The sequence below is a fragment of the Allobosea sp. NPDC055332 genome (genome assembly GCF_053645455.1).
The window spans coordinates 668808-694315 of sequence record NZ_JBSHMO010000002.1; the positions used below are offsets into that span (position 1 = coordinate 668808).

Genomic DNA, 25508 nt, shown 5'->3' on the forward strand with positions numbered 1-25508 from the left:
CTCAGGCCGTCTGCGCGCCGGCGTCGATGGCCTCGATGTCGCCGGCGCGATCGTACTGCGCCTGGTCGAGCATGCCCTGCCGCTTGGCGACGATGGTCGGCACCAGCGCCTGGCCGGCGACGTTCACGGCGGTGCGGCCCATGTCGAGGATCGGGTCGATCGCCAGAAGCAGGCCAACGCCGGCGAGCGGCAGGCCGAGCGTCGACAAGGTCAGCGTCAGCATCACCGTCGCGCCGGTCAGGCCGGCAGTCGCGGCCGAGCCGATCACCGAGACGAAGGCGATCAGCACATATTCCTGGATGCCGAGCGGGACACCGTAGAACTGCGCGACGAAGATCGCCGAGATGGCCGGATAGATCGCGGCGCAACCATCCATCTTGGTGGTGGCGCCGAGCGGCACGGCAAAGGCGGCGTATTCGCGGGGCACGCCGAGGCTCTTCTCGGTCACGGCCTCGGTGACCGGCAAGGTGCCGACCGAGGAGCGCGAGACGAAGGCGAGCTGGATCGCCGGCCAGGCACCCGCGAAGAAGCGCAGCGGCGAGAGCCCGTGCAGGATGAGCAGGACCGGGTAGACGATCAGCAGCACGATGGCGAGGCCGAGATAGATCGCGAAGGCGTACCAGGAGAGCTGCTGCAGGGTCTGCCAGCCATATTGCGCCACGGCATTGCCGAGCAGGCCGATCGTGCCGATCGGCGTCAGCCGGATCACCCACCACAGGATCTTGCGCGTGATCGCCAGCAGCGACTCGTTGAAGGACAGGAAGGCATTGGCGCGCTCGCCGACCTTCAGCGCAGCGACGCCGACCACGATCGAGATGACCAGCAGCTGCAGCACGTTGAAGCCGAGCCGGGTAGTCGCTGCGCCGCCGTCGATCCGGGTCGAGGCCTGCAGGCCGAGCATGTTGGCTGGGACGAGGCCCTTCAGGAAGTCGAGCCAGGAACCGACCGAGCCCGGAGCCTTGGCACTGGCGGCGATCGCGCCGGAATTGATGCCAGGCTGGATGATCAGGCCGAGCGCGATGCCGATCAGCACGGCGATGAAGGCGGTGAGCGCGAACCAGAGCAATGTCTGCCAGACCAGCGCGGCCGCATTGGAGAGCTGCCGGAGATTGCTGATCGAAGCGACGATCGCCGTGAAGATCAACGGCGGCACCAGCGCCTGCAGCAGCTGCACGAAGATCGAGCCGGTGGTCGCGAGCGTCGTCGTCAACGCGTTCGGCTGTCCGGCTGCATCCGGGCCGATATTGCGCGCGACCCAGCCGAGCACGAGCCCGATCACCATGGCTGCCAGAACCTGGAAGCCGAAGTTCGCGTAAAATGGCTTTGCGCCGGCGGTCGCCGCGCCGGCTCGGGACGCCACTGTGGTCATGATGGGAACTCGTCAATCGCCGCACTGCGGCTGAAGCTATCTGCCGTTTATATAAGCACGGCAGCAACTTGCGGGAAGCCAAACACGTCCATTTTGCGCCATCCGAGCAGCAGGACCGTTCTCCATGGAAACGATCCGAAGAGAATTATCTTCTCCAGGCCTGTTTCGATATCCGCAAATGCCGCCGTTCAGCGCAGCGGCCAGACGAACAGGATCAGCGGCACGGCGAGCAGGATCACCAGCACCGACAATGGCGCGCCGAGCCTGGCGTAGTCGCCGAAGCGATAGCCGCCCGGCCCCATCACCAGCGTGTTGCACTGGTGGCCGATCGGGGTGAGGAAGTCGCAGGCCGCTCCGATCGCGACCGCCATCAGGAAGGCGTCGGGATTATAGCCGAGCGTCTTGGCAAAGCCTGCGCCGATCGGCGCCATTACCAGCACGGTCGCGGCGTTGTTGAGGAAAGGCGTCACCGCCATGGCGGCGACGAGCATCAGTCCGACTGCGCCCCAGCCCGGCAGGCCGGCGCCAACCTGCGCCAGCAAGCCGGCGAAGACATCAGTCGCGCCGGTGACGCGCAGGCTGTCGCTGACCGGGATCAGCGCCGCCAGCATGATCAGGATCGGCGCCTCGACCGAGTCGTAGGCATCGCGCAGCGTCAGGGCGCGGGTCACCAGCAGAAGCACGGCAGCGGCGAAGAAGGCGATCGCCACCGGCAGCAGCCCCAGCGCGACGACAGCGACTGTCGCGGCAACGATCGTTCCGGTGACGAAGCGGCGGCGCGTGCTGCCCAAAGCGAGGCTGCGCGCCGCCAAAGGCAGCAGGCCGAGCTCGCGCAGGCGCTCCGGCAGCAGATCCTCGTCGCCCTGCAGCAGGACGACGTCGCCGGCACGCAAGCGGATATCGCGCAGGCGCTCGGTGAAGCGCTCGCCGGCGCGGCTGATGCCGAGCAGGTTGATATGAAAGCGGGCGTGCAGGTCGATCTCGGCGGCACTGAGACCGTCGAGCAGCGAGCCCTGCGTGACGATCGCCTCGCCGGTGCGAGCCGGGTCGAGCGAGCCCTCGCGCTGTGTCGATCGATGCTGGCCGGTCAGCTCGAGTTCGCCCGCGGCGATGACGCGCTCCAGCGCCTTGGGCTCGCCGCGCAGAAGCAGGATGTCGCCGGCGCGCAGGCTGGCATCGGGCAGCGGCGCCCGTCGGCGCTCGCCATCGCGCAGGATCGCCACGACCTCGACCTCGCCATCGCCCGGCTTCCTGAGATCGGCGACCGTCTTGCCGGTGAGCGATCCCTTCTCGGGAAGGCGCGCCTCGGTGACGTAATCCTTGATGTCGACGGCCTGGTCGAGCGAGCGCGAACCCTGGCGGTCCTTCGGCAGCAAACGGTAGGCCACGCTGAGGAAGGCGCAGCCGGCGAGCGCGATGCCGATGCCGACCGGGGTGAAATCGAACATTGCGAAAGGTTCGCCGCCGAGCTCCTGCCTGACACGCGCGACGATGACGTTGGGCGAGGTGCCGACCAGCGTGACTATGCCGCCGAGCAGCGAGGCGAAGGCCATCGGCATCAGGAAGACCGAGGGCGATTTCCCGTCCTTGCGGGCGAGCTGGTAGGCGATCGGCAGCATCATCGCGAGCGCGCCGATATTCTTGATGATCGCCGACATGGCGGCGACGACGAAGACGAGGAGCGCGACCTGCGCCTGCGTCGAGCGCAGCGCCGGGGAGATACGGGCGAGCGCGGTCTCGACCAGCCCCGAGCGCGCCACCGCGGCGCTGACGATCAGCGCGCTGGCGACGATGATGACGATGTCGTCGGAGAAGCCCTTGAAGGCCTCCTTGGCCGGCACGACGCCAAGCGCGACGCCGGCGAGCAGGGCCAGAAGCGCGATCACGTCGTAGCGCAGCTTGCCCCAGACGAAGGCCGCCATCATCGCGGCGACCAGGGAACAGGAGAGAATCTGCGGCAGCGTCATCCGGGCAAGCTATAGGAAAGAGCGCCGCCCCGGCAGGGTCAGAGCCACTTCTTCCAGCGGAAGAACAGATAGGGCAGGATCGCCGCGACCACCATGATACCGAGCGACATCGGATAGCCGAGCTGCCATTTCAACTCCGGCATCTTCTCGAAGTTCATGCCGTAGATCGAGGCGACCAGCGTCGGCGGCATGAACACCACCGCGACGACCGAGAACAGCTTGATGATCTTGTTCTGCTCGATGCTGACCAGGCCGAGCGTCGCGTTCAGCATGAACTGGAGCTTGTTCGACAGGAAGGTGGCGTGCTCCTCGATCGCCTGGACGTCGCGGATCGCGGCGCGCCACTCCGGGGTGAAGCCGCTCGCCGCCTTCTTGGTGCGCTTGAAATTGGCCGAGAGGTAAAGCAGCACCCGCTCGACCGAGACCATGCTCTCGCGCACATTCGAGATGATGTGCTCGTACTGACCGATCTTGCGGACCACCGCCTGATAGACGCGCCCCTGCTCGACGCTGGCGCTGTTGCCATCGAATATCTGGCGTGAGCGCAGGTCGATGCGGTCGCCGACGCCGCGCAGCACCTCGGCGGCCCGGTCGACGATCGCCTCGATCAGTCCCTCGATCACGCCGGCGGGCTCGAGCTCGCAACCACCGGGCTTGGTGACGCGGTTGAGGAAGATGTTGAAGGCGCCCGGCTCGTCATAACGCACCGTGACCAGCGCCTTCTCGGTCAGGATGAAGGTGACGTCGGCGAGCCGGGGAACGTTGGTGTCCGACTGACAGATGACGCGCAGCGTCATGTAGTGCGCGCCATCCTCGGCATAGATCGTCTCGGAGGGCTCGAGATCGTGCATCTCCTCCTTGGTCGGGATCGAGATGCCGAGATGTTGCTCGACCTTGGCGTCCTCGGCTGCGGTCGGATTAAGCAGGTCGATCCAGATCGAGCCTGGCGGGATCTCCTCCTCGACGGCCAGGGTGCGATGCGCGAGCTTGTCGCCGTGCGTCTGGCAGATGCCGTGGATCAGGAGCATGGCCGGTTATCCGGAGTCGGGCGCCGCAAGGCGCGGATTTGCACTGCACCAACTCCAAACGTTCGGCAGTGTCAAACCGATGACGCGACCATGGCGATGGTAGCCTCCGGCGCAGTATTGGCTCGCCCCCGGCAGGCGCTACCCGGGACAAAGCGCGTGGTTAGCATAAAATAAATCGCCGGATGAGACACTTAACAGATCAATTGCTCATCCGGGTTTGCCATGCTCAACGCCGCGAAAAACCTCAGCATCAAGACCATGCTCCTGGCCGTCCTCGGTCTGGCCAGCGCGGCGATCGTAACGCTCTCGTCGCAAGCGCTCTGGCAGGCCTGGACGCGCTACAACAGGGCGGTCGAGGTTTCCGCTCTCGCCGACCTGAACAAGGCCTATTTCGCGGCGCTGCAGAACCTGCGTTACGAGCGGGGAAACGGCGCGAGCGCCCTGACGATGCCCACCGACAAGAACGGCGGGATGATCGAGGACGTGCTGACGCGGCGCAAGCGCTTGGACGATGCGATCGCAACGGCTCAGGCGATCGTCCAGAAGAACGGCTATGAGGTCGCGACGACCGTCTCGAAAGAGATCGACGGCCATGTCGCCGCCCTCAAGCCTTTGCGGGCAAAAGTGGACGGCAACTGGAAACTCCCGCTGGAATCGCGCGAAAAGGAGCTGGCCGGGGCCAGCATGGCCCAGACCGCCAAGTTCCTGACCGCGCTCGAGTCCGCATCGGCGACTCTCGAGGAGCGCATCCTCGCTCTCGACGCCAACTTCGCCAACCTGACCACCATCCGCTCGATGGCCTGGGCGGCGCGTTCGCTCAGCGGGTCCTCGACGATCGTCCTCAACAACGCCGTCGCGCAGGACCGGCCGCTCGACGCCAAGGAGAGCAATACCGTCCTCGTCAACGATGCGCGCATGGAGTTCGCCTGGGGCGTGGTGAAGCAGCTCATCGGCCAGGCCAACACGCCGCAGGCGTTGAAGGAGGCGCTCGCCACCGCCGAGAACACCTATTTCGGCGGCACCTTCAAGGCGACGCGGGCGGACCTGGTCGCCAATGCGACCGGAGGGCGCAAGCCGTCGATCAACCCCGATCAGTGGCGTGACCAGATCGTGGCCGCTTCCGAAACCGTCGGCGCCGTGGCGAGCCGTGCCATCGATGTCGTCTCGGATGCCGCCGATGCAAAGGCCGACGCAGCGATGCGCTCGCTCGTCATGTACGGCCTCGTGCTCCTGGCCGCGCTCGCGCTGGCGCTGATCGGGCTCTGGCTGGTGCAGAGCCGCGTGACGCGTCCGATCACGGCGCTGACCGCCTCGATGAAGCAGCTGGCACAGGGCGACTTCTCGGCTGAAGTCATCGACAGTGGCCGCAATGACGAGATCGGCGGCATGGCCGCCGCCGTCCGGGTGTTCAAGGAGAACGGGCTGCGCGTGCAGGCGCTGGAAGCGCAGGAGCGCGCCGCCGCAGCCGAGCGGGCGGCGCGGACGGAATCGATGATCGCGGTCGTCAACGATGTCGGGACGGTCGTCGCAGCCGCCGCGGCGGGCGACTTCAGCGCAAGGCTGCAGCTGGAGAACGCCGACGCGCAGATGCAGCAGCTGGTCAACGGCATCAACCAGATCAACGCCGTGGTCGACGGCGCGACGACGGAGTTCGCCGACATCCTGGCATCAGTCTCGCAGGGCGATCTGACCCGCCGGGTCGCGACCAGCTATCAGGGCCGCTTCGCCGAGCTGAAGCAGTCGGTCAACGAGACGGTCGAGCGCCTCTCGGAGACGATCGGCGGCATCCAGGCGACGACCTCGCAGGTCTCTGCCTCGGCTCGCGAGATCAAGGCAGGCGCCGACGATCTCGCCAAGCGGACCGAGGAGCAGGCCGCCTCGCTGGAAGAGACCGCTGCGACGACCGAGGAACTCGCGGCTTCCGTCAAGGCGAGTGCCGGTTCCTCGAAGGTCGCGGCATCGGCCTCCGACGAGGCCACGACCGTGGCGCAACAGGGCGGCATGATCGTGCAGGATGCTGTCGCGGCGATGGAGCGGATCGAGGCCGCCTCGCGCAAGATCACCGACATCACCTCCGTCATCGACGGCATCGCCTTCCAGACCAATCTGCTGGCGCTCAACGCCGCGGTGGAAGCCGCACGCGCTGGCGATGCCGGCAAGGGCTTCGCTGTCGTCGCCTCGGAGGTCCGGACGCTGGCGCAGCGCTCCGCCGAGGCCTCCAAGGACATCACGACCCTGATCCAGTCCTCGACCACGGAGATCGAGGAGGGCGTCAAGCTGGTCCGCTCGGCCGGAACGGTGCTCGACAAGATCGTCACGGCCTCCCGGCAGGTCGCGGCGACCGTCGTCGAGATTTCGGCAGCGGCAGGCGAACAGGCGAACGGCATCGACGAGATGAGCCAGACCGTCGCCCATATGGACGAGATGACCCAGGCGAACGCGGCGCTGGCCGAAGAGAGCGCCGCCTCCGCGGCTTCGCTCGCTGACCAGATCCACAGCCTGGATCAGCTCGTCGCGGCTTTCCGCGTCGCGGGCGGCGAGGCGCGCTCGACCAGCGAGCCGGAGCGCCTGCGCAACCTCGCCGCGGCCGCAATGTCGGAGACCCGCTCGGCTCCGCGCGCGCCTGCTCGGAAGGCACAGCCCGCCCCCACAACTCCGATGCCCGCCCGCAAGGTCGCGAACGGCGGAGCGCGCGATCGCGAGTGGGAGGAGTTCTGATCCCGCTAGGGCATGCCGAGTTCGCACGCAACCACGATCGTCATCCTGGGCGCCCGAAGGGCGTCCCGGGATCCATCGTAGAGCTCCGGAGCCTTACGATGGATCCCGGATCTGCGCGGCTTCGCCGCTTGTCCAGGATGACGGTGCGGTTCCGAGTAATATCCGCGGAACTAGGGCTCAGACGCCGCCCTTCACGCCCTGCGGCGGCTTGATCTCCTCAGGCACGAAGAAGTCCGGCATCAGCGGCACCGACGGATCGACGCGATAAGGCGTGAAGTCGGTGACGCCCTCGCCGGCCATGAAGTTGTCGTCGATCAGGAAGTTGCCCGAGAAGCTGCGTGATGGCTTGTTGAAGACCATATAGGCGGCGTCGGCCAGCATCTCCGGCGTCCGGCTCGCCTGCACCATCTTGTCGCCGCCGAGCAGGTTCTTCACCGCAGCAGTGGCAACCGTGGTGCGCGGCCAGAGCGCATTGACGGCGATGCCCTTCGGCGCCAGCTCGCCGGCAAGGCCGAGCACGCACATGCTCATGCCGTATTTCGCCATGGTGTAGGCCAGGTGCGGCGCGAACCAGCGCATCTTCATGTCGAGCGGCGGCGACAGCATCAGGATATGCGGGTTCTCTGCCTTCTCGAGATGCGGGATCGCGTATTTCGAGACCATGAAGGTGCCGCGCGTGTTGATCTGGTGCATCAGATCGTAGCGCTTCATGTCGGTCATCTGCGTATTGGTCAGCGAGATCGCGCTGGCATTGTTCACGACGATGTCGAGGCCGCCGAAGGTCTCGGCGGTCTTGGCGATCGCCTCGGCGACGCTCTGCTCGTCACGGACATCGACCATCAATGGGAGGCACTTGCCGCCGGCCGCCTCGATCTCGGCAGCGGCGGTGTAGATCGTGCCTTCGAGCTTGGGGTGCGGCTCGGCCGTCTTGGCGGCGATGGTGACATTGGCGCCGTCGCGCGCCGCCTTGATGGCGATGGCGAGCCCGATGCCGCGCGATCCGCCGGTGATGAAGAGCGTCTTGCCCTTGAGCGACATTGTGTCCTCCCTCGTTAAGTCTGCAAGCTGAACCGGTCCGGCTGGCTGCCGTCCGCATCGGTGAAGCCATAGGCGCGCGCCAGATCGGCGACGTGCAACACCTGGCCGGCATGGCGGGCGACGTCCGGATCGGCGGCGAGCGCAGCGACTGCACGGCCGGCATAGAGCGGCGTCTCGGTGGTCTCATCGGCCATGCCGGCGTCGCGCACCCGCTCGGTCAGGACATGACCTGGGGACAAGGCCAGCGCGGTAACGCCATAGGGCTTCAGCTCCTGCCCCATCGCCAGCGTCAGCCGGTTCATCGCCGCCTTGGCAAGGTCGTAGAAGACGTCGCCGAGATAGCCGCCGGTGGTGTCGAAGCTCACCGTGACGATCAGCCCCTGCCGCATCTGCACCATCGCAGGAGCGACCGCGCGCGCCAGCAGCAATTGCGCATAGACGCCACTCTCGAAGCTCTCACCGAGCCGCGCCACCGGGCGGCGCCAGAACGGCGCGCCGAAGGCCGAACCGTCCGGATAGCGCTCGCCGTCATAGCCCTCATTGCCGCCCCAGACCGCGTCGACGACGCAATCGAGCCGGCCGAAGCGGCGCAGCGACCAAGCGACGAGCTGGTCGACCTCGCGCTCATTGGTATGGTCGCAGCGATAGGGCTCGCCGCGCCCGCCGGCCGCCTCGACCTCGCGGGCGGTGTCCTCGAAGGTCTCCGAGCGCTGGTCGGTGCGCGGCCCCGCCTCGCTGGAGCGACCGGTGACGATCACGGTGGCGCCAGCCTGGCCGAGCGCCCGGGCAATGCCGCGCCCGAGCCCACGCGAGGCGCCGGCGACGAGGCAGACCTTGCCGGCGAGCGGCTTCAACTGGCTGTCACCGGTCATGGCGATACCGCTGGCGCAATGCGAGCGGCTCCGCTAGAAGCCCCCTCCCCCGAACGGCGAGGACGATCATGGAAGCGAGGGAAGTCGCGGCCTGCTGGGAGGCCAATGCCGAAACCTGGACCCGGCATGCGCGGGCCGGCTACGATCTCTACCGGGACGCCCAGAACACCCCAGTCTTCTTCGCGAACCTGCCCGACATCGCCGGCCTGACCGGCCTCGACATTGGCTGCGGCGAAGGCTCGAACTCGCGCAAGCTCGCCGAAGCGGGTGCAAGCGTCACCGCGATCGACATCGCCCCGACCTTCATCCGTCATGCGCAGGAGGCCGAGGCCGCAAACCCGCTCGGGATCACCTATCGCATCGCCGATGGCATGGCCCTGCCCTTCGCCGATGCCTCCTTCGATTTCGCCACCGCCTTCATGTCGCTGATGGACATGCCGCATCAGGATCGCGTGCTCGCCGAGGCCAAGCGGGTGCTGAAGCCGAGCGGCTTCCTGCAGTTCTCGATCCTGCATCCCTGCTTCGCCACGCCTGGCCGCAAGGTGATGCGGGATGAAACCGGCAACGTCCTCGGAATCGAGGTGCGCGAGTATTTCCGCGTCAGCGATGGCGAGATCGAGAGCTGGCGCTTCGGCGCGGCGCCCGACGAGGAGAAGGCCAAGGTCGAGCCATTCCGGGTGCCGCGCTTCCACCGCACGCTGAGCGACTGGATCAACCTGCTGGTCGCCACCGGCTTCCGGATCGAGCATATGCACGAGCCGGGCGTGGATGCAGAGACGGCCAAGGCCGTGCCCTATCTCGCCGACACCTATGTCGCGCCGCTTTTCCTGCACATGCGCGTGCGCAAGCCAGTCTGACACGTCCGGAGCGGCGAGCGGCGTCACGCCGCGAAGACCACAGCCGAACCCTCGACGGCGCCGGCGCCCTCGGTCACCGCGAGTTCCAGCGCGGTGGCCTCACCGACATGGTGCTCGGCGTAGAAGCGGGCGGTGGCGAGCGCCGCGGCGCCCTGGTCCTCGCCCTGCATTGCCAGCGCCTTCTTGGCGAGGCCCGTGCCGCCCTGGGCGAGTGCGAACAGCTTGAGATAGGGCGTCGCGCCCGCGAGCGCGCTCGCCTGGTCGATGCCCATCGTCGCCAGCATCCATTCGGTGGCGCGCTCGAGCGAGTCGACGGCAGCGCCGAGCCGCGCCGCGCTATGGCCGAAACCGGGTGTGTTGGCCTCGCGCACCTGCGCAACGACGCCGCGCATCTCGCCGATCAGCGCCTTGACCGCATCGCCATTGGAGAGCGGCAGCTTGCGCAGCACGAGGTCGATCGCCTGGATGCCGTTGGTGCCCTCATAGATCGTCGCGATCCGGGCATCGCGCAGATGCTGGGCCGCGCCGGTCTCCTCGACATAGCCCATGCCGCCATGGATCTGGACGCCGGTGGAGGCGACCTCGACGCCGATATCGGTGGCATAGGCCTTGGCGATGGGCGTGATGATCGCCGCCCGCTCGGCAGCCGCCTTGCGCTTGGCCTCGTCGGGCTCGCGATGCGAGCGGTCGAGCAAGGAGGCGAGAAGCAGCGAGAGCGTGCGCGCGGCCTGCGTCTTGGCGCGCATCTCCATCAGCATGCGGCGGATGTCGGGATGGACGATGATCGGGCTCATCGGCGCGCCCTTCGGCGCATCGAGCGCGGTGCCCTGCTTGCGTTCCTGTGCGAAGGACAGCGCCTGCTGATAGGCGCGCTCGGCGATGGCGACACCCTGTACCGCGACGTTGAGGCGGGCATTGTTCATCATCGTGAACATGCAGGCGAGGCCACGGTTCTCCTCGCCGATCAGCCAGCCGATCGCACCGCCCTCGTCGCCATAGCTCATCGCGCAGGTCGGCGAGGCGTGGATGCCGAGCTTGTGCTCGACGCCGGTGCAGCGGACGTCGTTGCGCGCACCGAGCGAGCCGTCGGCATTGACAAGGTATTTCGGCACGAGGAAGAGCGAGATGCCTCGCGTGCCGGGAGGTGCGTCGGGCAGGCGGGCGAGGACGAGATGGACGATATTGTCCGTCATCTCGTGCTCGCCATAGGTGATGAAGATCTTCTGGCCACTGATACGATAGGTGCCGTCGCCGGCGCGCTCGGCCTTGGAGCGCAGCGCGTTGAGGTCCGAGCCCGCCTGCGGCTCGGTCAGGTTCATCGTGCCCATCCACTCGCCCGAGACGAGCTTGGCGAGATAGGTCTCCTTCAGATAGTCGGAGCCATGGGCATGCAGCGCCTCGATCGCGCCGACCGTCAGCAGCGGGCCGAGCGCGAAGGCGAAGGCGGCCGAGTTCCACATCTCCGTGCAAGCCGACTGCACCAGGGTCGGCAGAGCCTGCCCGCCATAGGCTTCCGGCCCTGGCAGCGCATTCCAGCCTCCTTTAGCCCAGGCGTGATAGGCTTCCTTCCAGCCCGGCGGCGTGATGACGGTGCCGTCCTTGAGCTTGGAGCCGTGCCGATCACCCACGATATTCAGGGGAGCGAGAACATCGCTGGCGAACTTCGCGGCTTCCTCGAGCACGGCCTCGGTGACGCCGTCGGCGAGTTCCGGTGCGAGCCCCTCGCTGATCAGGGCATCGAGCCCGGCGACATGGCGCATCGTCGCCAGGATATCCTCGACCGGAGCACGGTACGACATCGCTTACCTCCCTCGGCGCCCGCGAAGCATGTCGGGGCATTCGTCTCGTTGCGTTGACGGCGATGCTAGCCGCGAACTATGCGCTTGCCCACGCGCCAGCCGGCGCGTTCTCGCACATGCCATCCCGGCATTGTTATAGTTTACATATGAACTTTCAAGAGCGGCCGTGACAGCATCTCGCCAGACCCAGCGCCTTTCCGCCGACGAGGCTGGCATCGCCGCCGCGACGGAGCTGCTGCGCGCCGGCAAGCTGGTCGCGCTGCCGACCGAGACCGTCTACGGCCTCGCCGCCGATGCCAGCGACGATCGCGCCGTCGCCTCGATCTATGCGGCCAAGGAGCGCCCGAGCTTCAACCCGCTGATCTCGCATCTACCGGATGTCGATGCGGCGCGGCGCCAGGGCCTATTCGACGCTCCGGCGCTGGCGCTGGCGAGGGCATTCTGGCCGGGTCCGTTGACGCTGGTCGTGCCGGCCTCCAGCGCCTGTACGATCTGCAGCCTCGCCCGCGCCGGGCTCGGCAGCGTGGCGCTGCGTGTCCCCTCTCATCCTGTCGCACACGCCGTGCTGCAGGCAGCCGGTCGGCCGATCGCCGCGCCCTCGGCCAATCGCTCCGGGCGGGTCAGCCCGACGCAAGCCGAGCATGTGCTCGCCGATCTCGACGGCCGCATCGACGCCGTGCTCGACGCCGGGCCGACCGCGGTCGGGCTCGAATCCAGCATCGTCGCCTGCCTCGGCGGTGCCCCGCGTCTGCTGCGTCCGGGCGGCGTGCCGCGCGCCGCGTTGGAAGCGGCGATCGGGCAGGCGCTCGTCATCGTCGAGGAGGGCGGCGCAGCGCCGATCGCTCCCGGGCTGCTCGCCTCGCACTACGCGCCGCGCGCCGCCGTCAGGCTCGACGCAGAGGCGCCGCGTCCCGGCGAGGCCTGGCTCGGCTTCGGTCCGGAAGCGAATGGCGGCGCCCTATCCGCGCTCGCCTTCAACCTCAGCCCAACCGGCGACCTGACCGAGGCGGCCGCCAATCTCTTCGCTGCGATGCGCCGGCTCGACGACCAGCGCCCGGCGACCATCGCGGTGGCACCGATCCCGATGCAGGGTCTCGGCGAAGCGATCAACGACCGGCTCCGCCGCGCCGCCGCTCCGCGCTGAGATCCGGCCGCACCGCCTGCACCCGCTTGCAATTCCGCAAGATCTGGCAATGCTGCGCGCAGCGTTGCCGGAGAATGCGCGTTGTCGACGTCGAAGCTCGCCTGGGATGATTTCCGCCTGATCAAGGCGATCGCCGATGCCGGCGGGCTGACCGGCGCGGCCGCTGCGCTCGGCGTCAACCATTCGACCGTGTTCCGCCGGCTCGGGCAGATCGAGGAGCAGCTCGGTCACGCCCTCTTCGAACGGCGCAAGACCGGCTATGTCGCGACCTCGGCCGGCGAGGAGATGACCACCCTCGCCTCGCGCATCGACGACGACGTCACCGCCTTCGGACGCCGGCTGGCGGGGCGCGACCTCGCGCCGTCAGGCGATCTGCGGGTCACCACCACCGACACGCTCTATCTGCATGTGCTGCTGCCGATCTTCGCAGCTTTCCGGGCGGCGCATCCGCTGATCCGGCTCGACGTCGTCATGGCGAGCCAGACGCTCAACCTCTCGCGCCGCGATGCCGACGTCGCCATCCGCGCCAGCGATTCACCGGGCGAGACGCTGGTCGGCCGCCGCCTCGCCAATCTGAACTGGGCCGTCTATGCCCGCGCCGACGCACCGGCGACGGAGGCCGAGGCGCACGAGCCGAAGCTGCTGTTCCGACGTGACTGGGTCGCGCTCGGCGACCCGCTCGGCTACGTCAAGGCGGCCCGCTATGTCCGTGACCATGTCCCGGCAGACCGGATCGCGCTGCGCTCCTCGGCCGTGCTCGGGCTGACGGAGGCGGTCGAGCAGGGCATCGGCATCGGCCCCCTGCCCTGCTTCATCGCCGACCAGCGCCCTGGGCTGGTCAGGCTGCTGCCACCGGATCCGGATTTCTCCACCGGCCTGTGGATCCTGACCCATCCCGATATCAGGCACGCGCCGCGGGTGCGCGCCTTCATGGATTTCGTCGGCGGCGAACTGGCAAAGCGGAAGGGCCAACTCGAAGGCGCCGGCTGATCCTCAGCCGATCTCGACGACGACCCGGCCGCGCACCTTGCCGTCGAGCAGAGCGCGGCCGGTCTCGACAACATCCTCGAGCGGGATCGTCGTGGTGATCACCGCAAGCTTGTCGCGGTCGAGATCGTGGGCAAGACGGGCCCAGGCTTCGAGCCGGCGCGGCTTTGGGCACATCACCGAATCGATACCGAGCAGCGCGACGCCGCGCAGGATGAAGGGCGCGACCGAGGCCGGCAGGTCCATGCCCTGCGCCAGGCCGCAGGCGGCGACGGCACCGCCATACTTGGTCATCGACAGGACATTGGCGAGCGTGTGCGAGCCGACTGCGTCGACGCCGGCGATCCAGCGCTCCTTGCCGAGCGGGCGGCCTGGAGCGGAGAGTTCGTTCCGATCGATGATCTCGGCGGCGCCGAGGCCCTTCAAATAATCTGCCTCCTCCGGCCGGCCGGTCGAGGCGATGACATGCCAGCCGGCCTTGGCAAGCAGCGCGGTCGCAACCGAGCCGACGCCGCCGGCAGCGCCAGTGACGACGACGGGGCCGTCGGCGGGCTTCACGCCATGGCGCTCGAGCGCGAGCAGGCTGAGCATGGCAGTGTAGCCGGCAGTGCCGATCGCCATCGCCTCCGCCGGTGTCATGCCCTCGGGCAGCGGCACCAGCCAGTCGCCCTTGACCCGGCTCTTCTGGGCATAGGCGCCGAGATGCGTCTCACCTGTGCCCCAGCCATTGAGGGTGACGAGATCGCCGGGCTTGAACTCGGGATGTTCGGAAGTCTCGACCCGGCCGGCGAAATCGATACCGGGGATCATCGGCCAGCGCCGCACGACCGGGGCGCGGCCAGTGATGGCGAGGCCGTCCTTATAGTTCAGCGTCGAATGTGTGACGCGGACGGTGACGTCGCCTTCCATCAGGTCCGCCTCGGCGAACTCGCCAAAGGCGACGCTGGTGCCGGCTTCGCCCTTGCTGGCGATGAGGGCCTTGAAGGTCGACATGAACTCACTCCCGGGAAACTATCGAACTTTCCCTAGGAGTGACCCGCCCGGCCGCCGCCCGCAAGCGCGGCGACCGTGCATCTTTGGTCAGGCCGGCTGCGGCACGGTGCGCGCCACTGGCTTTTCGACGATCGGCAGATTGATCAGCGCCGAGGCGACACCGAGTGCGACCGAGAGCCACCAGACGATGGTGTAGGAGCCGAACTGCTCATAGAGGATGCCGCCGAGCAAGACGCCGAGGAAGCCGCCGACCTGATGCGAAAAGAAAGCGAAGCCATAGAGCATCGCCATGTATTTGGTGCCGAACATCAGCATGACCAGCGCCGAGGTCGGCGGCACGGTCGAGAGCCAGAACACGCCGATGACGATGCCGAAGGCGATCGCGGTCACCGGGCTCGGCGGTAACATGATGAAGGCGGCGATGGCGACGGCGCGGCCGAGATAGATCCAGGCGAGCAGATGGCGCTTGGGCATGCGCGCCGTCAGCCAGCCGGAGCCGAGCGAACCGACGGCATTGGCGAGACCGATCGCCGCCAGCGTCCAGCCGCCGACCCAGGCCGGCATTCCGGTGTCCTTGAGATAGGCCGGCATGTGCACGGTGATGAAGGCGAGCTGGAAGCCGCAGGTGAAGAACCCCAGCACCAGCAGGACATAGGAACGGTGCTTGAAGGCCTCCGCCAACGCCTGCGCGATGCTCTGATTGGGGGCGGCGACAGCGCCGGGCGCAGCCGCAGGCTGCTTCGCGCCTCGCATTGCCAGCGCCACCGAGAGGGGCAGCACCGGCAGCAAGGTGAAGGCGAAGACGATCAGCGCCTGCTGCCAGCCCAGCGTCTCGATCAGGATGTTGCCGATCGGCGGGAACAGGAACTGGCCGAAGGAGCCGGCCGCCGTCCCGGCGCCGAAGGCGAGCGGGCGCCATTGCTCGGGCAGGAGTTTGCCGAAGGCGGCGAGGATCAGGTTGAAGGAGCAGGCCGAGAGGCCGAAGCCGATCAGCACGCCGGCGCCGAGATGAAGCTGCAGCGGCGTTCCGGCATAGGCCATCGTCACCAGACCGGCAGCATAGAGCAGCGCGCCGGCGCAGAGCACCCGCACCATGCCGAAGCGGTCGGCGATCGCGCCGGCGAAAGGTGCACCAAGACCCCAGAGCAGGTTCTGGATCGCCAGCGCCAGGCTGAACGTGTCGCGGCCCCAGCCGAACTCGGATGTCATCGGGATCTGGAACAGGCCGGCGCTGGCGCGCGGGCCGAAGCTGATCAGCGCGATCAGGCAGCCGGCGGCAACGATGATCTCCGGCGCGTAGCCGCGCTTGGTGGTGGCGGTCATGACGGGCTCCGGAGCAGGAAACGTGTGTCTGCACGATAGGGCGTGCAGGCTAAGCATACCAACGCGATTTCGTTACGTTGCGCATCACAGGATTGCATGGGGATGCACCTCCACTCCCGCCACAGGCTGGCCGCGTCCATGCGTCATAAGAAACCGGCAGACCGATCGCGAGGACCTAGGCCATGACCGTATCGAGCAATGACCGCCGCATCGACTATGTCGAATTCGTCGTCGCCGACATCGCCAAAGCGCGCGCCTTCTACGAGAGGGCCTTCGGCTGGACGATGACGGATTACGGCCCGGAATACTGCGCCTTCGCCGACGGCAGGCTGGAGGGCGGCTTCACCACGATCGGCACGGTGCGGCCCGGCGGCCCGCTGGTGATCCTCTATGCTGATGATCTCGCGGCCGTGCAGAAGAGCATCGAGGCGGCCGGCGGCCGGATCGTCAAACCGGCCTATGATTTCCCCGGCGGCCGGCGCTTCCATTTCGCCGACCCCGACGGCTACGAGCTGGCGGTCTGGACGAAGGCCTGACCCAAAGAATTCGCCGGCAAACGGCAGGTTTTCATGCTAGGATCGTCTCCGCAATCGTGGAGGCGTCTTATGCGTGCCGTCATTGAGTTGCTGTCCGCCTACTCTTCCTGGCTGTCCCGGATGCTTCTGGTGACGCCGGAGTTCATCACCAAAGATCGCAGAGGCAACATGCCGCCGCCATCCGGCGGCATCGGCGCCTATTGACGGTCACTGCCCGCTTTTGACGGCGGGCAGCAAGAGCAGCTGGGCTACTTGCCCCAGCGCAGGGCCAGCGGATCGAGTTCGCGCGCGAGCTCGAGCAGGCCTTCGCGCGTCTGCGGATGCAGCGGCGTCAGCGGATGGCGGACGGCGTCCGACTTGATCACCCCGCCCGCCTTCATCACCGCCTTGGCCGAGCGCAGGCCGCATTGGCGGTTCTCGTAGTTGATGATCGGCAGCGCGCGGGCATAGAGCGCCGCCGCCTGCTTGCGGTCGCCCGCGGCATGGGCGGCGAGGATCGGCTTGATCAAATCGGGGATCATCGCCGAGGTCATCGTGCCGGTGGCGCCGGCGTCCAGATCGGCCATCAGCGTGATCGCCTCCTCGCCGTCGAAGGGTCCGACGATGGCATCGCCGCCGGCTTCGATCAGCGAGCGCAGCTTGCCCGCCGTGCCCGGTACCTCGATCTTGAAATAGCGGACGAGTGGTACCTCCTTGTTGAGCCTGACCATGAAGGGCACGGTCATGGTCACGCCCGAGAGCGGCGCGTCCTGCAGGATGATCGGGATGCCGCAGGCATCGGCGACGACCTTGAAGTGCTCGATCATGCCCTGCTCGTCGGCCTTGAGCAGCGCGCCGTGATAGGGCGGCATCATCATCAGCATCTTGGCGCCGGCATCGGCCGCCGCCTTGGCGCGCTGCGCGGCGATGCGGGTCGAGAAATGCGAGGTGGTGACGCAGACCGGCACCCGGCCGGCGACCTGCTCGATCGAGAGCCGCATGACCTCGTCGCGCTCGGCGTCGGTCAGGAGGAACTGCTCGGAGAAATTGGCGAGGATGCAGATGCCGTCGACGCCCTGGTCGACCATCAGGTCCATGACCCGGCGATTGCCGTCATGGTCGACGTCGCCGTTCTCATGGAAGATCGTCGGCGCGATCGGGATGATGCCCTTGTAGGGTTCGGTCATGGCGTGGCCTCGGCTGTTCGTGGCTGAAAGAGAGTAGGAGCTACTGCGCCTGCGGATGGCCGGCCTCGGCGAGCTCGCGCTGGTAGATGGCGAGGTCCTCGGGCGAGAAGCAGCAGAGAATGATCGCGTCGAAAGCGGCCCCGTTCTTCAGGGCGGCAGCGACCGTCGCCACGGCGATCTTCGCCGCAGGCGCAACCGGATAGCCGTAGACGCCGGTGCTGATGCTCGGGAAGGCGATGGTGCGGATGCCCGCTCCGGCAGCGACCGCGAGGGAGCGGCGATAGCAGGAGGCGAGCAGTTCCGCTTCGCTCTGCCCGCCGCCCTGCCAGACCGGCCCGACCGTGTGGATGACGAAGCGCGCCGGCAGGCGATAGCCTTGCGTCAGCTTGGCGTCGCCGGTCTGGCAACCGCCGAGCTTGCGGCATTCCTGCAGGAGCTCCGGCCCCGCCGCGCGATGGATCGCGCCGTCGACGCCGCCCCCGCCCAGCAACGCGTTGTTGGCCGCGTTGACGATGGCGTCGACGGGAAGCGTCGTGATGTCGGCCTGGATGGCGCGCAGTCTCGAGTCTGTCATCGGCGTTCCGCCCTCGGCTCGGTTCTGGACGGCTCACCATAACGTCGACATCCGCGCTCCGGCAGTGCGTCTGGCTCAGGCCTTGGCTGCGCGCGCGGTCACAAGCTTGCGGATGCCGCGCCTTGTCGAGCCGATCAGCGGGAAGAGCAGCAGCGCGAGGCCGATCGCCATCAGGCTTGCCACCAGCAGGTTCGACCAGAAGATCGAGAGCGAGCCCTGGCTGAAGATCATCGACTGGCGGAAGGCGTCCTCCGCCTTGTCGCCGATGACCATGGCCAGCACCAGCGGCGCGATCGGGTAGTCGAGTTTCTTGAAGAGATAGCCGACGATGCCGAAGGCCAGCGCCAGCCAGATGTCGAACTGCTTGTTGCCGACGGTGTAGGCGCCGATGAAGCAGACCACGACGATCACCGGCCCGATGATCGAGAACGGGATGCGCAGGATCGAGGCGAAGAGCGGGACGGTCGCGAGCACGACGATAACCGCGACGACATTGCCGAGATACATCGAGGCGATCAGGCCCCAGACGAAGTCAGGCCGTTCGACGAAGAGCATCGGGCCCGGATTGAGGCCCCAGATCATCAGCCCGCCCATCATCACCGCGGCGGTTGCCGAGCCAGGGATGCCGAGCGCCAGCATCGGCAGCATAGCCGAGGAGCCGGCAGCGTGGTCGGCGGTCTCGGGCGAGATCACGCCCTCGGGCTCGCCCTTGCCGAACTTCTCCGGATTGCGCGAGGAGCGCTTGGCCATGGCGTAGCTCATGAAGGACGCCGCTGTCGGGCCGCCCGGGGTGATGCCCATCCAGATGCCGATGATGCTGGAGCGCAGCAGCGCCAGCCAGTAGCGCGGCAGCTTCAGCGCTGTGGCGAGCACGTCGCGCGGGCTGACCTTGGCCTTGACCCCATCAAAGCGCAGGCCCTCCTCCATCGTCTGCAAGAGCTCGCCGAGGCCGAACAGGCCGATCACCGCGATCAGGAAGCTGACGCCGGCGAGCAGCACGTCGAACTCATAGGTCAGGCGGACATTGCCCGAGACGGAGTCCATGCCGATCGAGGCGAAGGCGAAGCCCATCGCCATCGAGACGATCGTCTTCAGCGGCGAGGCGCCGCCGAGGCCGACGAAGCTGGCGAAGGTCATGAAGTAGACCGCGAAATACTCCGGCGAGGAGAATTTCAGCGCAAAGCGAGCGACCCAGCCCGAGAGCAGCGTGATCAGGATGACGCCGGCCATGGCGCCGATGCCGGCCGAGAGGAAGGCGAAGGAGAGCGCTTCGGTCGCCCTGCCCTGCTTGGCCATCGGATGGCCGTCGAAGGTCGTGGCGACCGAGGAGGGCTCGCCCGGGATGTTGAACAGGATCGAGGTGGTCGAGCCGCCGAAGAGCGCGCCCCAATAGAGCGAGGTCAGGAGGATGATCGCCGAGACCGGGTCCATCGAGAAGGTCAGCGGCAGCATCAGCGAGACGCCGTTGGGCGCTCCCAGGCCAGGCAGCACGCCGACCAGGATGCCGAGCAGTACGCCGGCGAACATCAGCGCGATGTGATGAGTGGTCAGCGCGATCTGGAAACCGTGGAGGAGCGAGGCGAAGTTTTCCATGGAAACTGTCCGGCTCGCTGTTCAGAGGCCGAGCATCGCCTCGACCGGCCCCTTGAGCAGGCCGACCTGGGCGAATTTCTCGAGGCCGAGATAGAAGAAGGCGGCGGTGCCGAAGGCCGTCGCGAGCGAGGGCAACCAGCCATAACGGCCCTGGAAGCGCATCGCGAAAACGAGATAGAGCAGCATCGCGACATACATGCCGAGCGTGACGGTCAGGATGACGAAGGCGAGCATCGGCAGGAAGAAGGACAGCACGCGCTTGCCCTGCTCCCTGTCGAGGACAATGCCGGCGAGCGTCGTTGAGCCGCCCATCCTCCGACCGATCGTCGTCGCGATCGTGCCCGCGCTGGCGAGCGCGATCAGCAGGCCGCAATAGAACGGGAAGGCGCCGGGCTGCGGGCCGGAGGAATCCCAACCGATGCCGAACTCGCGGGCGCCGTTGACGATGACGAGGCCGAAGGCGAGCGTCGCCAGCGCTGTCGCGATCTCGGCCTGAAAACGGCTGATCATCGGCGCTCCTCCCGAATGCAAACGCTGTTCTGAACGATCATCCCGGACGAGCCGCGCCCGCCCCGGGATGATCCGATGTCGACCCGTTCGGGTCAGTTCACGACCCAGCCTTCGTTCTTGAAGACCTTGGCGTTGGCCGCCTCGTCCTTGGCGACGAAGTCGGTGAATTCCTTGCCCTTCATGAAGCGGGCGGTCTGCGCGGTGCGGGCGATGAACTCGGCCCATTCCGGCGTCTTGCTGACCTTTTCCATCACGTCGGCGTAGAAGGCGACGGCGTCCGCGGGCACCTCGGCCGGGAGCCAGACGGTGCGCGGCATCTGGAAGGCTTCGAGCGGCAGGCCGGCCTCCTTGCAGGTCGGGATGTCGCCCCAGCCCTTGCCGTCATGGACCGGATCGCTCTTGGCGAGGCGCACCGGCGAGAAGACGCAGAGCGGCTTCACCTGGCCGGCCTTCCACTGGCCGATGTTCTCGTTCGGGTTGTTGGTGTTGGAATCGACATGGCCACCGGCGAGCTGGGTCGCAGCTGCGCCGCCGCCCTGGAAGGGCACGTAGATCCACTTGGCGCCGGTCGCCTCCTGGATCATCGCGGTCAGGGTCTGGTCGGTGTCCTTGGATTGGCTGCCGGCCATCTTCAGGCTGCCGGGCTTGGCTTTCGCCGCCTCGACATAGGCCTTGGCGTCGGCATAGGGCGCATCGCCCTTCACCCAGATCAGGAATTCGTCGAGCGCCAGCGCCGAGACCGGCGTCAGGTCGGAGAGCTTGTAGCCGAGCTTGGCGACATAGGGCAGCAGATAGGCGTTGTTGGTGCCGAAGACGACCTTGTGGGCATCACCCTTGGCGCCCTTGCCATAGATGTAGCCTTCGGCGCCGCTGCCGCCGCCCTTGTTGAGCACGACGACGGGCTGCTCGATCAGCTTGTGCTTGGTGATGATCGACTGGACGATACGGGCGAAATTATCGGTGCCGCCGCCGGGGCCCGAGGTCACGACGAACTCGATCGGCTTGGTCGGCTGCCAGGCTGCGGCCGGTACCACCGCGGCAATGACGGAAGCGACGGCAAAGCCGGCCGCAATGCACAAACGTTTCATGCTGTTTCTCCCTGGATGATTGTTGAAATGGGGCGCGGCTCTTCGCGGCCGCTTCGCCGGGACGTGATTTTCAGGCGGCCTTGCGCGCCGCCTTGCCTTCGCTCGCCATCTTGATCGCGAGCGAGAGCGCCGCGCGGGTGGCACCGAGATTGGCGATGCCCTTGCCGGCGATCTCGTAGGCGGTGCCATGCGCCGGCGTGCAGATCGGGAACGGGAAGCCGCCGATCAGGGTGACGCCACGGTCGAAGCCCATCAGCTTCATCGCGATCTGACCCTGGTCGTGATACATGGTCAGCACCGCGTCGAAATCGCCGTTCTTGGCGCGCAGGAAGACCGTGTCGGACGGGAACGGTCCCTCGACCGCATAGCCCTTGGCCTTCGCCGCCTTCACCGCCGGCTCGATCGTCTCGATCTCGTCGCGGCCGAAATTGCCGCCATCGCCAGCGTGGGGATTGATGCCCGCCACAGCGATGCGCGGCGGGTTGAAGCCGGCGGCGCGCAGGTTCCGGTCAGCGAGGTTGAGCGCCCGCAGGATGCGCTCCTGGGTGATGTTCTGCGCCACCTCGGAAAGAGGGATGTGCGAGGTGACACGCGCGTTCCAGAGCTTCTCCAGCACGTTGAACTCGCTGGCCGGCCCTTCGAACGCGATCGCGTCGCGGACGAAGCGGATCTCATCGTCATAGCCCGGATAGGCGAAGCGCATCGCCGCCTTGTTGAAGGGCGTGAAGAACACCGCATCGGCCTTGCCGGCGGCGGCGAGACGCAGCGCGCGGCGGAAATTGTCGGTCGCGGCCTTGCCGCCGGCGAGCGTCGCCGTGCCGCGCCGGAGGTCAGCCGGATCGTGGTTCTTGAGATCGACGAAGACCGGCTTGCCGGCGTCGGCAGGCAGGGCATCGCCCTCGCCGACGACATGGAGATCGGGGGTCAGGCCGGCGTCGTCGGCGCCGAGCTGGAACAGGCGCAAATCGCCGAAGACGATGTAGCGGGCAGCACTGCGTAGATCGGGCTCGACCAGGATGCGGGCGGTGAGTTCGGGGCTGATGCCGGAGGGATCGCCCATCGCGACCGCGATCACCGGTAAGGAAGCCTGCGCCTTGATATCCATCTCGTCCTCCCGAGGCCGGCCGCGACCGGTTGCTTGGCTTTCGGCCTATCATGGGCAGCAATGAGAAGGCAAGTATGCTGTATGCAGCATAACATTCCTGCACTACTCTGCCGCGAGTCCGGCGGCGGCTTCACCTGTCCACAGGCGAGGCCGCGTCCGGTCAGGAGGGGCGCGTCACAGCAACCCCGGTCGCGTTGACAGCGCGAAAGCGCCATGCCGTACAGATACAAAGGAGAGCCGCGATGACGAACGAGGCCGGCATGTCGAGCGAGGCGCAGGACGTCTATCCGCGCATCACGCGGCGCACCCTGCACGAAGAGGTGCTCGAACGACTGCGCGACATGATCATCGAGGGCAGGCTCGCACCCGGTCAGCGCATCAATGAAGGCGCTGTCGGCGCGCAGCTCGGAGTCTCGCGCACCCCCTTGCGCGAGGCGATCAAGACGCTGGCGAGCGAAGGCCTTGTCGAGATCCAGCCGGCCAAGGGCGCGATCGTCCGCAAGTTCTCGGCGCAGGACCTGCTGCAGATCCTCGAAGTGCTGAAGACGCTGGAACAGCTCGGCGGCCGGATGACCTGCGCTGAAGCCAGCGACGAGACCATCGCGGCGATCAAGGCTCTGCACGACGAGATGATGGAGCTTTACCGGACCCGCAACCGGCTCGACTACTTCAAGCTCAACCAGGCGATCCACAGCGCGATCGTCGCCGGCTCGGGAAACGGCGTGCTGGTCGAGATGCATGGCACGCTCCAGGCCAGGATCAAGCGCCTGCGTTTCGTCGGCAATGAAGGTCCGGAAAAATGGGCCGGTGCCGTGGCCGAGCATGAGGAGATGATCGAGGCGCTGCTGAAGCGCGACGGCGACGCGCTCGCCGTGATCATCGGCAAGCACATGGACTCGACGCTGGTGCGCGTACGCGACGTGCTCTGAGTCCAGCGCGCTTTCAAAACGCAAGGCATATCGACGGGCGCAGCCATCGCGCCTGACATAATGGCGCGTTCAGTCAGAGGATGAACGCGCTGGACAGCGCCCGCGATAGTTGCTTACCATGTATATATTCAATCAGAACGGTTATAATTTAAGTCAATAACAGCACAGCAGACGACCTTGGTTTCCGCAGACTTCGATGTCGATGGAGCGCTTATGTCCTGGCTGCACGCCCTGTTCGCCCAGTCGCCCGAAATCGCATTATTTCTGTCTCTCGCCATCGGCTACTGGGTCGGCAAATTCCAGTTCGGCAAGTTCCAGCTCGGCGGCGTCGCCGGTTCGCTTCTTGCTGCAGTGATCATCAGCCAGGTCGGTGTCTCCATCGACAACGGCATCAAATCCGTCCTGTTCGCCCTGTTCATCTACGCGGTCGGCTATGAGAGCGGCCCGCAATTCTTCCGCTCGCTCGGGCGCCAGTCACTGCGCGAGATCGCCATGGCATCCGTGCTGGCGGTGAGCGGGCTCCTCACCGTCATCGTGCTCGCACGCGCCTTCGGCCTCGACAAGGGCCTCGCGGCGGGGATCGCCGCCGGCGGCCTGACCCAGTCGGCCATCATCGGCACCGCCGGCGCCGCGATCGGCAAGCTCGGCCTCGCGGCCGACGAGACCCAGCGCCTGCAGGCCAATGTCGCGATCGGCTACGCCGTCACCTACATTTTCGGCTCGTTCGGCGCGATCATCGTCTGCGTCAACATCCTGCCCTGGTTCATGCGCCGGAGCATCCGTGACGACGCGATCAAGGCCGAGGCCGAGCTCCTGGCCGGGTCGCGCAGCTATGGTGTCGGCGAGCACGCGGCCGCGCCCGATCTCGTCGGGCGGATCTATCGCATCGAGACCGCGGCCGGCCGCAGCGTCGCCGAGATCGAAGGCGCCAGCGCCCAGCCGATCAGCATCGAGCGCATCAAGCGCGGCGGCGCGCTGATCGGAGCGGAACCGTCGCTCAAGCTCGAAGCCGGTGACATCGTCCTCCTGGTCGGGCGCCGTTCGGGCGTGGTCGGCCTGTCGCAGCAGCTCGGCCCGGAGCTCGAATCCTCGGAAGGCATGGACGTGGTCGTCGTCACCCGCGACGTCGCGGTCACCGCGCCTGCCTTCGTCAAGCGCACCATCGCCGAGATTCGCAGCTCGACCGCCGCGGATCTGCGCCACGGCGTCTATGTGATCGCGGTCAAGCGGGCCGGCACCGCGTTGCCGCTCGAAGGCGCGACGGTGATCGAGCCGGGCGACGTCGCCACGCTCTACGGTACGGCCGAGGACGTGCAGCGCGTGGCGCGGCAGGTCGGCACCGTCATCATTCCGAGTGACAAGACCGATTTCGTCTTCCACGGCTTCGGCCTGGTCGTCGGCCTGCTGATCGGCCTCGCAGTGGTCCGGATCGGCGATATCCCGCTGACCCTGGGCAGCGGCGGCGGCGCGCTGCTCTCGGGCCTGGCCTTCGGCTGGTATCGCAGCCGCAACATGACGCTCGGCAACATGCCGACCGCGGCCTCAACGCTGCTGCGCGATCTCGGCCTCGCCGGTTTCGTCGCGGTGGTCGGCCTGCAATCAGGCCTGCAGGCGGTCAGCACGATCGCCGACAAGGGTCTGTCGATCTTCCTGATCGGCGTGGTGGTGACGCTGCTGCCGCTGCTGATCACCATGATCTTCGGCCGCTATGTCCTGCGCTACGACAACACCGCCGTCTTCGCCGGCGCGCTGTCGGGCTCGCGCAGCGCCAACCCGGCCTTCGGCGAGATTCTCGACAAGGCCGGGAACTCGATCCCGACCACGCCCTTCGCCATCACCTACGCCCTCGCCAACGTCTTCCTGACCCTGCTCGGACCGCTCGTCGTCGCCTTCGCCTGAATCGATCGGAGTT

At 67.1% G+C, this 25508-nt stretch carries 22 protein-coding genes; 8 read left to right on the plus strand and 14 right to left on the minus strand.

Annotated elements, in window-relative coordinates; all coding sequences use genetic code 11:
• Position 1: 1 nt before the first annotated feature.
• The 3 genes from ACWIGM_RS11805 to ACWIGM_RS11815 form a co-directional block, all read right to left on the minus strand.
• Positions 2–1369: a dicarboxylate/amino acid:cation symporter gene (locus ACWIGM_RS11805; RefSeq protein WP_454026124.1), complete on the minus strand. Its 1368-nt coding sequence runs from the start codon at positions 1367–1369 to the stop codon at positions 2–4.
• Positions 1370–1557: 188 nt separating this feature from the next.
• Positions 1558–3336 carry an SLC13 family permease gene (locus ACWIGM_RS11810; protein ID WP_454026125.1) on the minus strand — a complete coding sequence of 593 codons (1779 nt, stop codon included), beginning with the start codon at positions 3334–3336 and terminating at the stop codon, positions 1558–1560.
• Between the two features lie 38 nt (positions 3337–3374).
• Positions 3375–4364 carry a magnesium transporter CorA family protein gene (locus ACWIGM_RS11815; RefSeq protein ID WP_454026126.1) on the minus strand — a complete coding sequence of 330 codons (990 nt, stop codon included), beginning with the start codon at positions 4362–4364 and terminating at the stop codon, positions 3375–3377.
• A gap of 258 nt (positions 4365–4622) precedes the next feature.
• Here ACWIGM_RS11815 and ACWIGM_RS11820 point away from each other — a divergent pair, with 258 nt between their 5' ends.
• On the plus strand, positions 4623–7082 hold the full coding sequence (locus ACWIGM_RS11820; RefSeq protein WP_454026127.1) for a methyl-accepting chemotaxis protein: 2460 nt from the start codon (positions 4623–4625) through the stop codon (positions 7080–7082).
• Positions 7083–7259: 177 nt separating this feature from the next.
• Here the strand turns inward: ACWIGM_RS11820 and ACWIGM_RS11825 are convergent, their stop codons facing one another.
• Together ACWIGM_RS11825 and ACWIGM_RS11830 are read right to left on the minus strand one after the other, a co-directional pair.
• Positions 7260–8120: an SDR family oxidoreductase gene (locus ACWIGM_RS11825; protein ID WP_454026128.1), complete on the minus strand. Its 861-nt coding sequence runs from the start codon at positions 8118–8120 to the stop codon at positions 7260–7262.
• Positions 8121–8134: 14 nt separating this feature from the next.
• A complete protein-coding gene (locus tag ACWIGM_RS11830; protein ID WP_454026129.1) occupies positions 8135–8992 on the minus strand; it encodes an SDR family NAD(P)-dependent oxidoreductase in 858 nt (285 codons plus the stop codon).
• A 68-nt stretch (positions 8993–9060) separates the two neighbouring features.
• On the opposite strand from ACWIGM_RS11830, the gene ACWIGM_RS11835 reads away from it, so the two are divergent.
• Positions 9061–9849, plus strand: coding sequence for a class I SAM-dependent methyltransferase (locus tag ACWIGM_RS11835; RefSeq protein WP_454026130.1), 789 nt, complete (start codon positions 9061–9063; stop codon positions 9847–9849).
• A gap of 23 nt (positions 9850–9872) precedes the next feature.
• Here the strand turns inward: ACWIGM_RS11835 and ACWIGM_RS11840 are convergent, their stop codons facing one another.
• Entirely contained in the window at positions 9873–11648 is a 1776-nt protein-coding gene (locus ACWIGM_RS11840; RefSeq protein WP_454026131.1) for an acyl-CoA dehydrogenase, read from the minus strand.
• A 166-nt stretch (positions 11649–11814) separates the two neighbouring features.
• Here ACWIGM_RS11840 and ACWIGM_RS11845 point away from each other — a divergent pair, with 166 nt between their 5' ends.
• Both ACWIGM_RS11845 and ACWIGM_RS11850 read left to right on the plus strand, forming a co-directional pair.
• Positions 11815–12792, plus strand: coding sequence for an L-threonylcarbamoyladenylate synthase (locus ACWIGM_RS11845; RefSeq protein WP_454026132.1), 978 nt, complete (start codon positions 11815–11817; stop codon positions 12790–12792).
• Positions 12793–12873: 81 nt separating this feature from the next.
• Positions 12874–13782: a LysR family transcriptional regulator gene (locus ACWIGM_RS11850; RefSeq protein WP_454026133.1), complete on the plus strand. Its 909-nt coding sequence runs from the start codon at positions 12874–12876 to the stop codon at positions 13780–13782.
• 3 nt (positions 13783–13785) lie between these two features.
• Here ACWIGM_RS11850 and acuI read toward each other — a convergent pair whose 3' ends face one another.
• Positions 13786–14772: an acrylyl-CoA reductase (NADPH) gene (gene acuI, locus ACWIGM_RS11855; protein WP_454026134.1), complete on the minus strand. Its 987-nt coding sequence runs from the start codon at positions 14770–14772 to the stop codon at positions 13786–13788.
• 87 nt (positions 14773–14859) lie between these two features.
• Positions 14860–16095 carry an MFS transporter gene (locus ACWIGM_RS11860; protein ID WP_454026135.1) on the minus strand — a complete coding sequence of 412 codons (1236 nt, stop codon included), beginning with the start codon at positions 16093–16095 and terminating at the stop codon, positions 14860–14862.
• Between the two features lie 182 nt (positions 16096–16277).
• Here ACWIGM_RS11860 and ACWIGM_RS11865 point away from each other — a divergent pair, with 182 nt between their 5' ends.
• A complete protein-coding gene (locus ACWIGM_RS11865; protein ID WP_454026136.1) occupies positions 16278–16631 on the plus strand; it encodes a VOC family protein in 354 nt (117 codons plus the stop codon).
• Between the two features lie 69 nt (positions 16632–16700).
• A complete protein-coding gene (locus ACWIGM_RS11870) occupies positions 16701–16835 on the plus strand; it encodes a hypothetical protein (protein WP_436096089.1) in 135 nt (44 codons plus the stop codon).
• 44 nt (positions 16836–16879) lie between these two features.
• Here the strand turns inward: ACWIGM_RS11870 and ACWIGM_RS11875 are convergent, their stop codons facing one another.
• From ACWIGM_RS11875 to ACWIGM_RS11900, 6 genes are all read right to left on the minus strand, one after another.
• Positions 16880–17797, minus strand: coding sequence for a dihydrodipicolinate synthase family protein (locus ACWIGM_RS11875; protein ID WP_454026137.1), 918 nt, complete (start codon positions 17795–17797; stop codon positions 16880–16882).
• A gap of 40 nt (positions 17798–17837) precedes the next feature.
• Positions 17838–18371: an O-acetyl-ADP-ribose deacetylase gene (locus ACWIGM_RS11880; RefSeq protein WP_454026138.1), complete on the minus strand. Its 534-nt coding sequence runs from the start codon at positions 18369–18371 to the stop codon at positions 17838–17840.
• Positions 18372–18446: 75 nt separating this feature from the next.
• Positions 18447–19964 (minus strand): tripartite tricarboxylate transporter permease, encoded by a 1518-nt coding sequence (locus tag ACWIGM_RS11885; protein ID WP_454026139.1) that lies wholly within the window; start codon positions 19962–19964, stop codon positions 18447–18449.
• A 21-nt stretch (positions 19965–19985) separates the two neighbouring features.
• Positions 19986–20474 carry a tripartite tricarboxylate transporter TctB family protein gene (locus ACWIGM_RS11890; protein ID WP_454026140.1) on the minus strand — a complete coding sequence of 163 codons (489 nt, stop codon included), beginning with the start codon at positions 20472–20474 and terminating at the stop codon, positions 19986–19988.
• Between the two features lie 92 nt (positions 20475–20566).
• A complete protein-coding gene (locus tag ACWIGM_RS11895) occupies positions 20567–21562 on the minus strand; it encodes a tripartite tricarboxylate transporter substrate binding protein (RefSeq protein WP_454026141.1) in 996 nt (331 codons plus the stop codon).
• Positions 21563–21632: 70 nt separating this feature from the next.
• Positions 21633–22667: a 4-hydroxythreonine-4-phosphate dehydrogenase PdxA gene (locus tag ACWIGM_RS11900; protein ID WP_454026142.1), complete on the minus strand. Its 1035-nt coding sequence runs from the start codon at positions 22665–22667 to the stop codon at positions 21633–21635.
• A gap of 242 nt (positions 22668–22909) precedes the next feature.
• On the opposite strand from ACWIGM_RS11900, the gene ACWIGM_RS11905 reads away from it, so the two are divergent.
• A complete protein-coding gene (locus ACWIGM_RS11905; RefSeq protein WP_454026143.1) occupies positions 22910–23596 on the plus strand; it encodes a GntR family transcriptional regulator in 687 nt (228 codons plus the stop codon).
• Between the two features lie 213 nt (positions 23597–23809).
• Positions 23810–25495: an aspartate-alanine antiporter gene (gene aspT, locus ACWIGM_RS11910; protein WP_454026144.1), complete on the plus strand. Its 1686-nt coding sequence runs from the start codon at positions 23810–23812 to the stop codon at positions 25493–25495.
• The last annotated feature ends 13 nt before the right edge of the window (positions 25496–25508 follow it).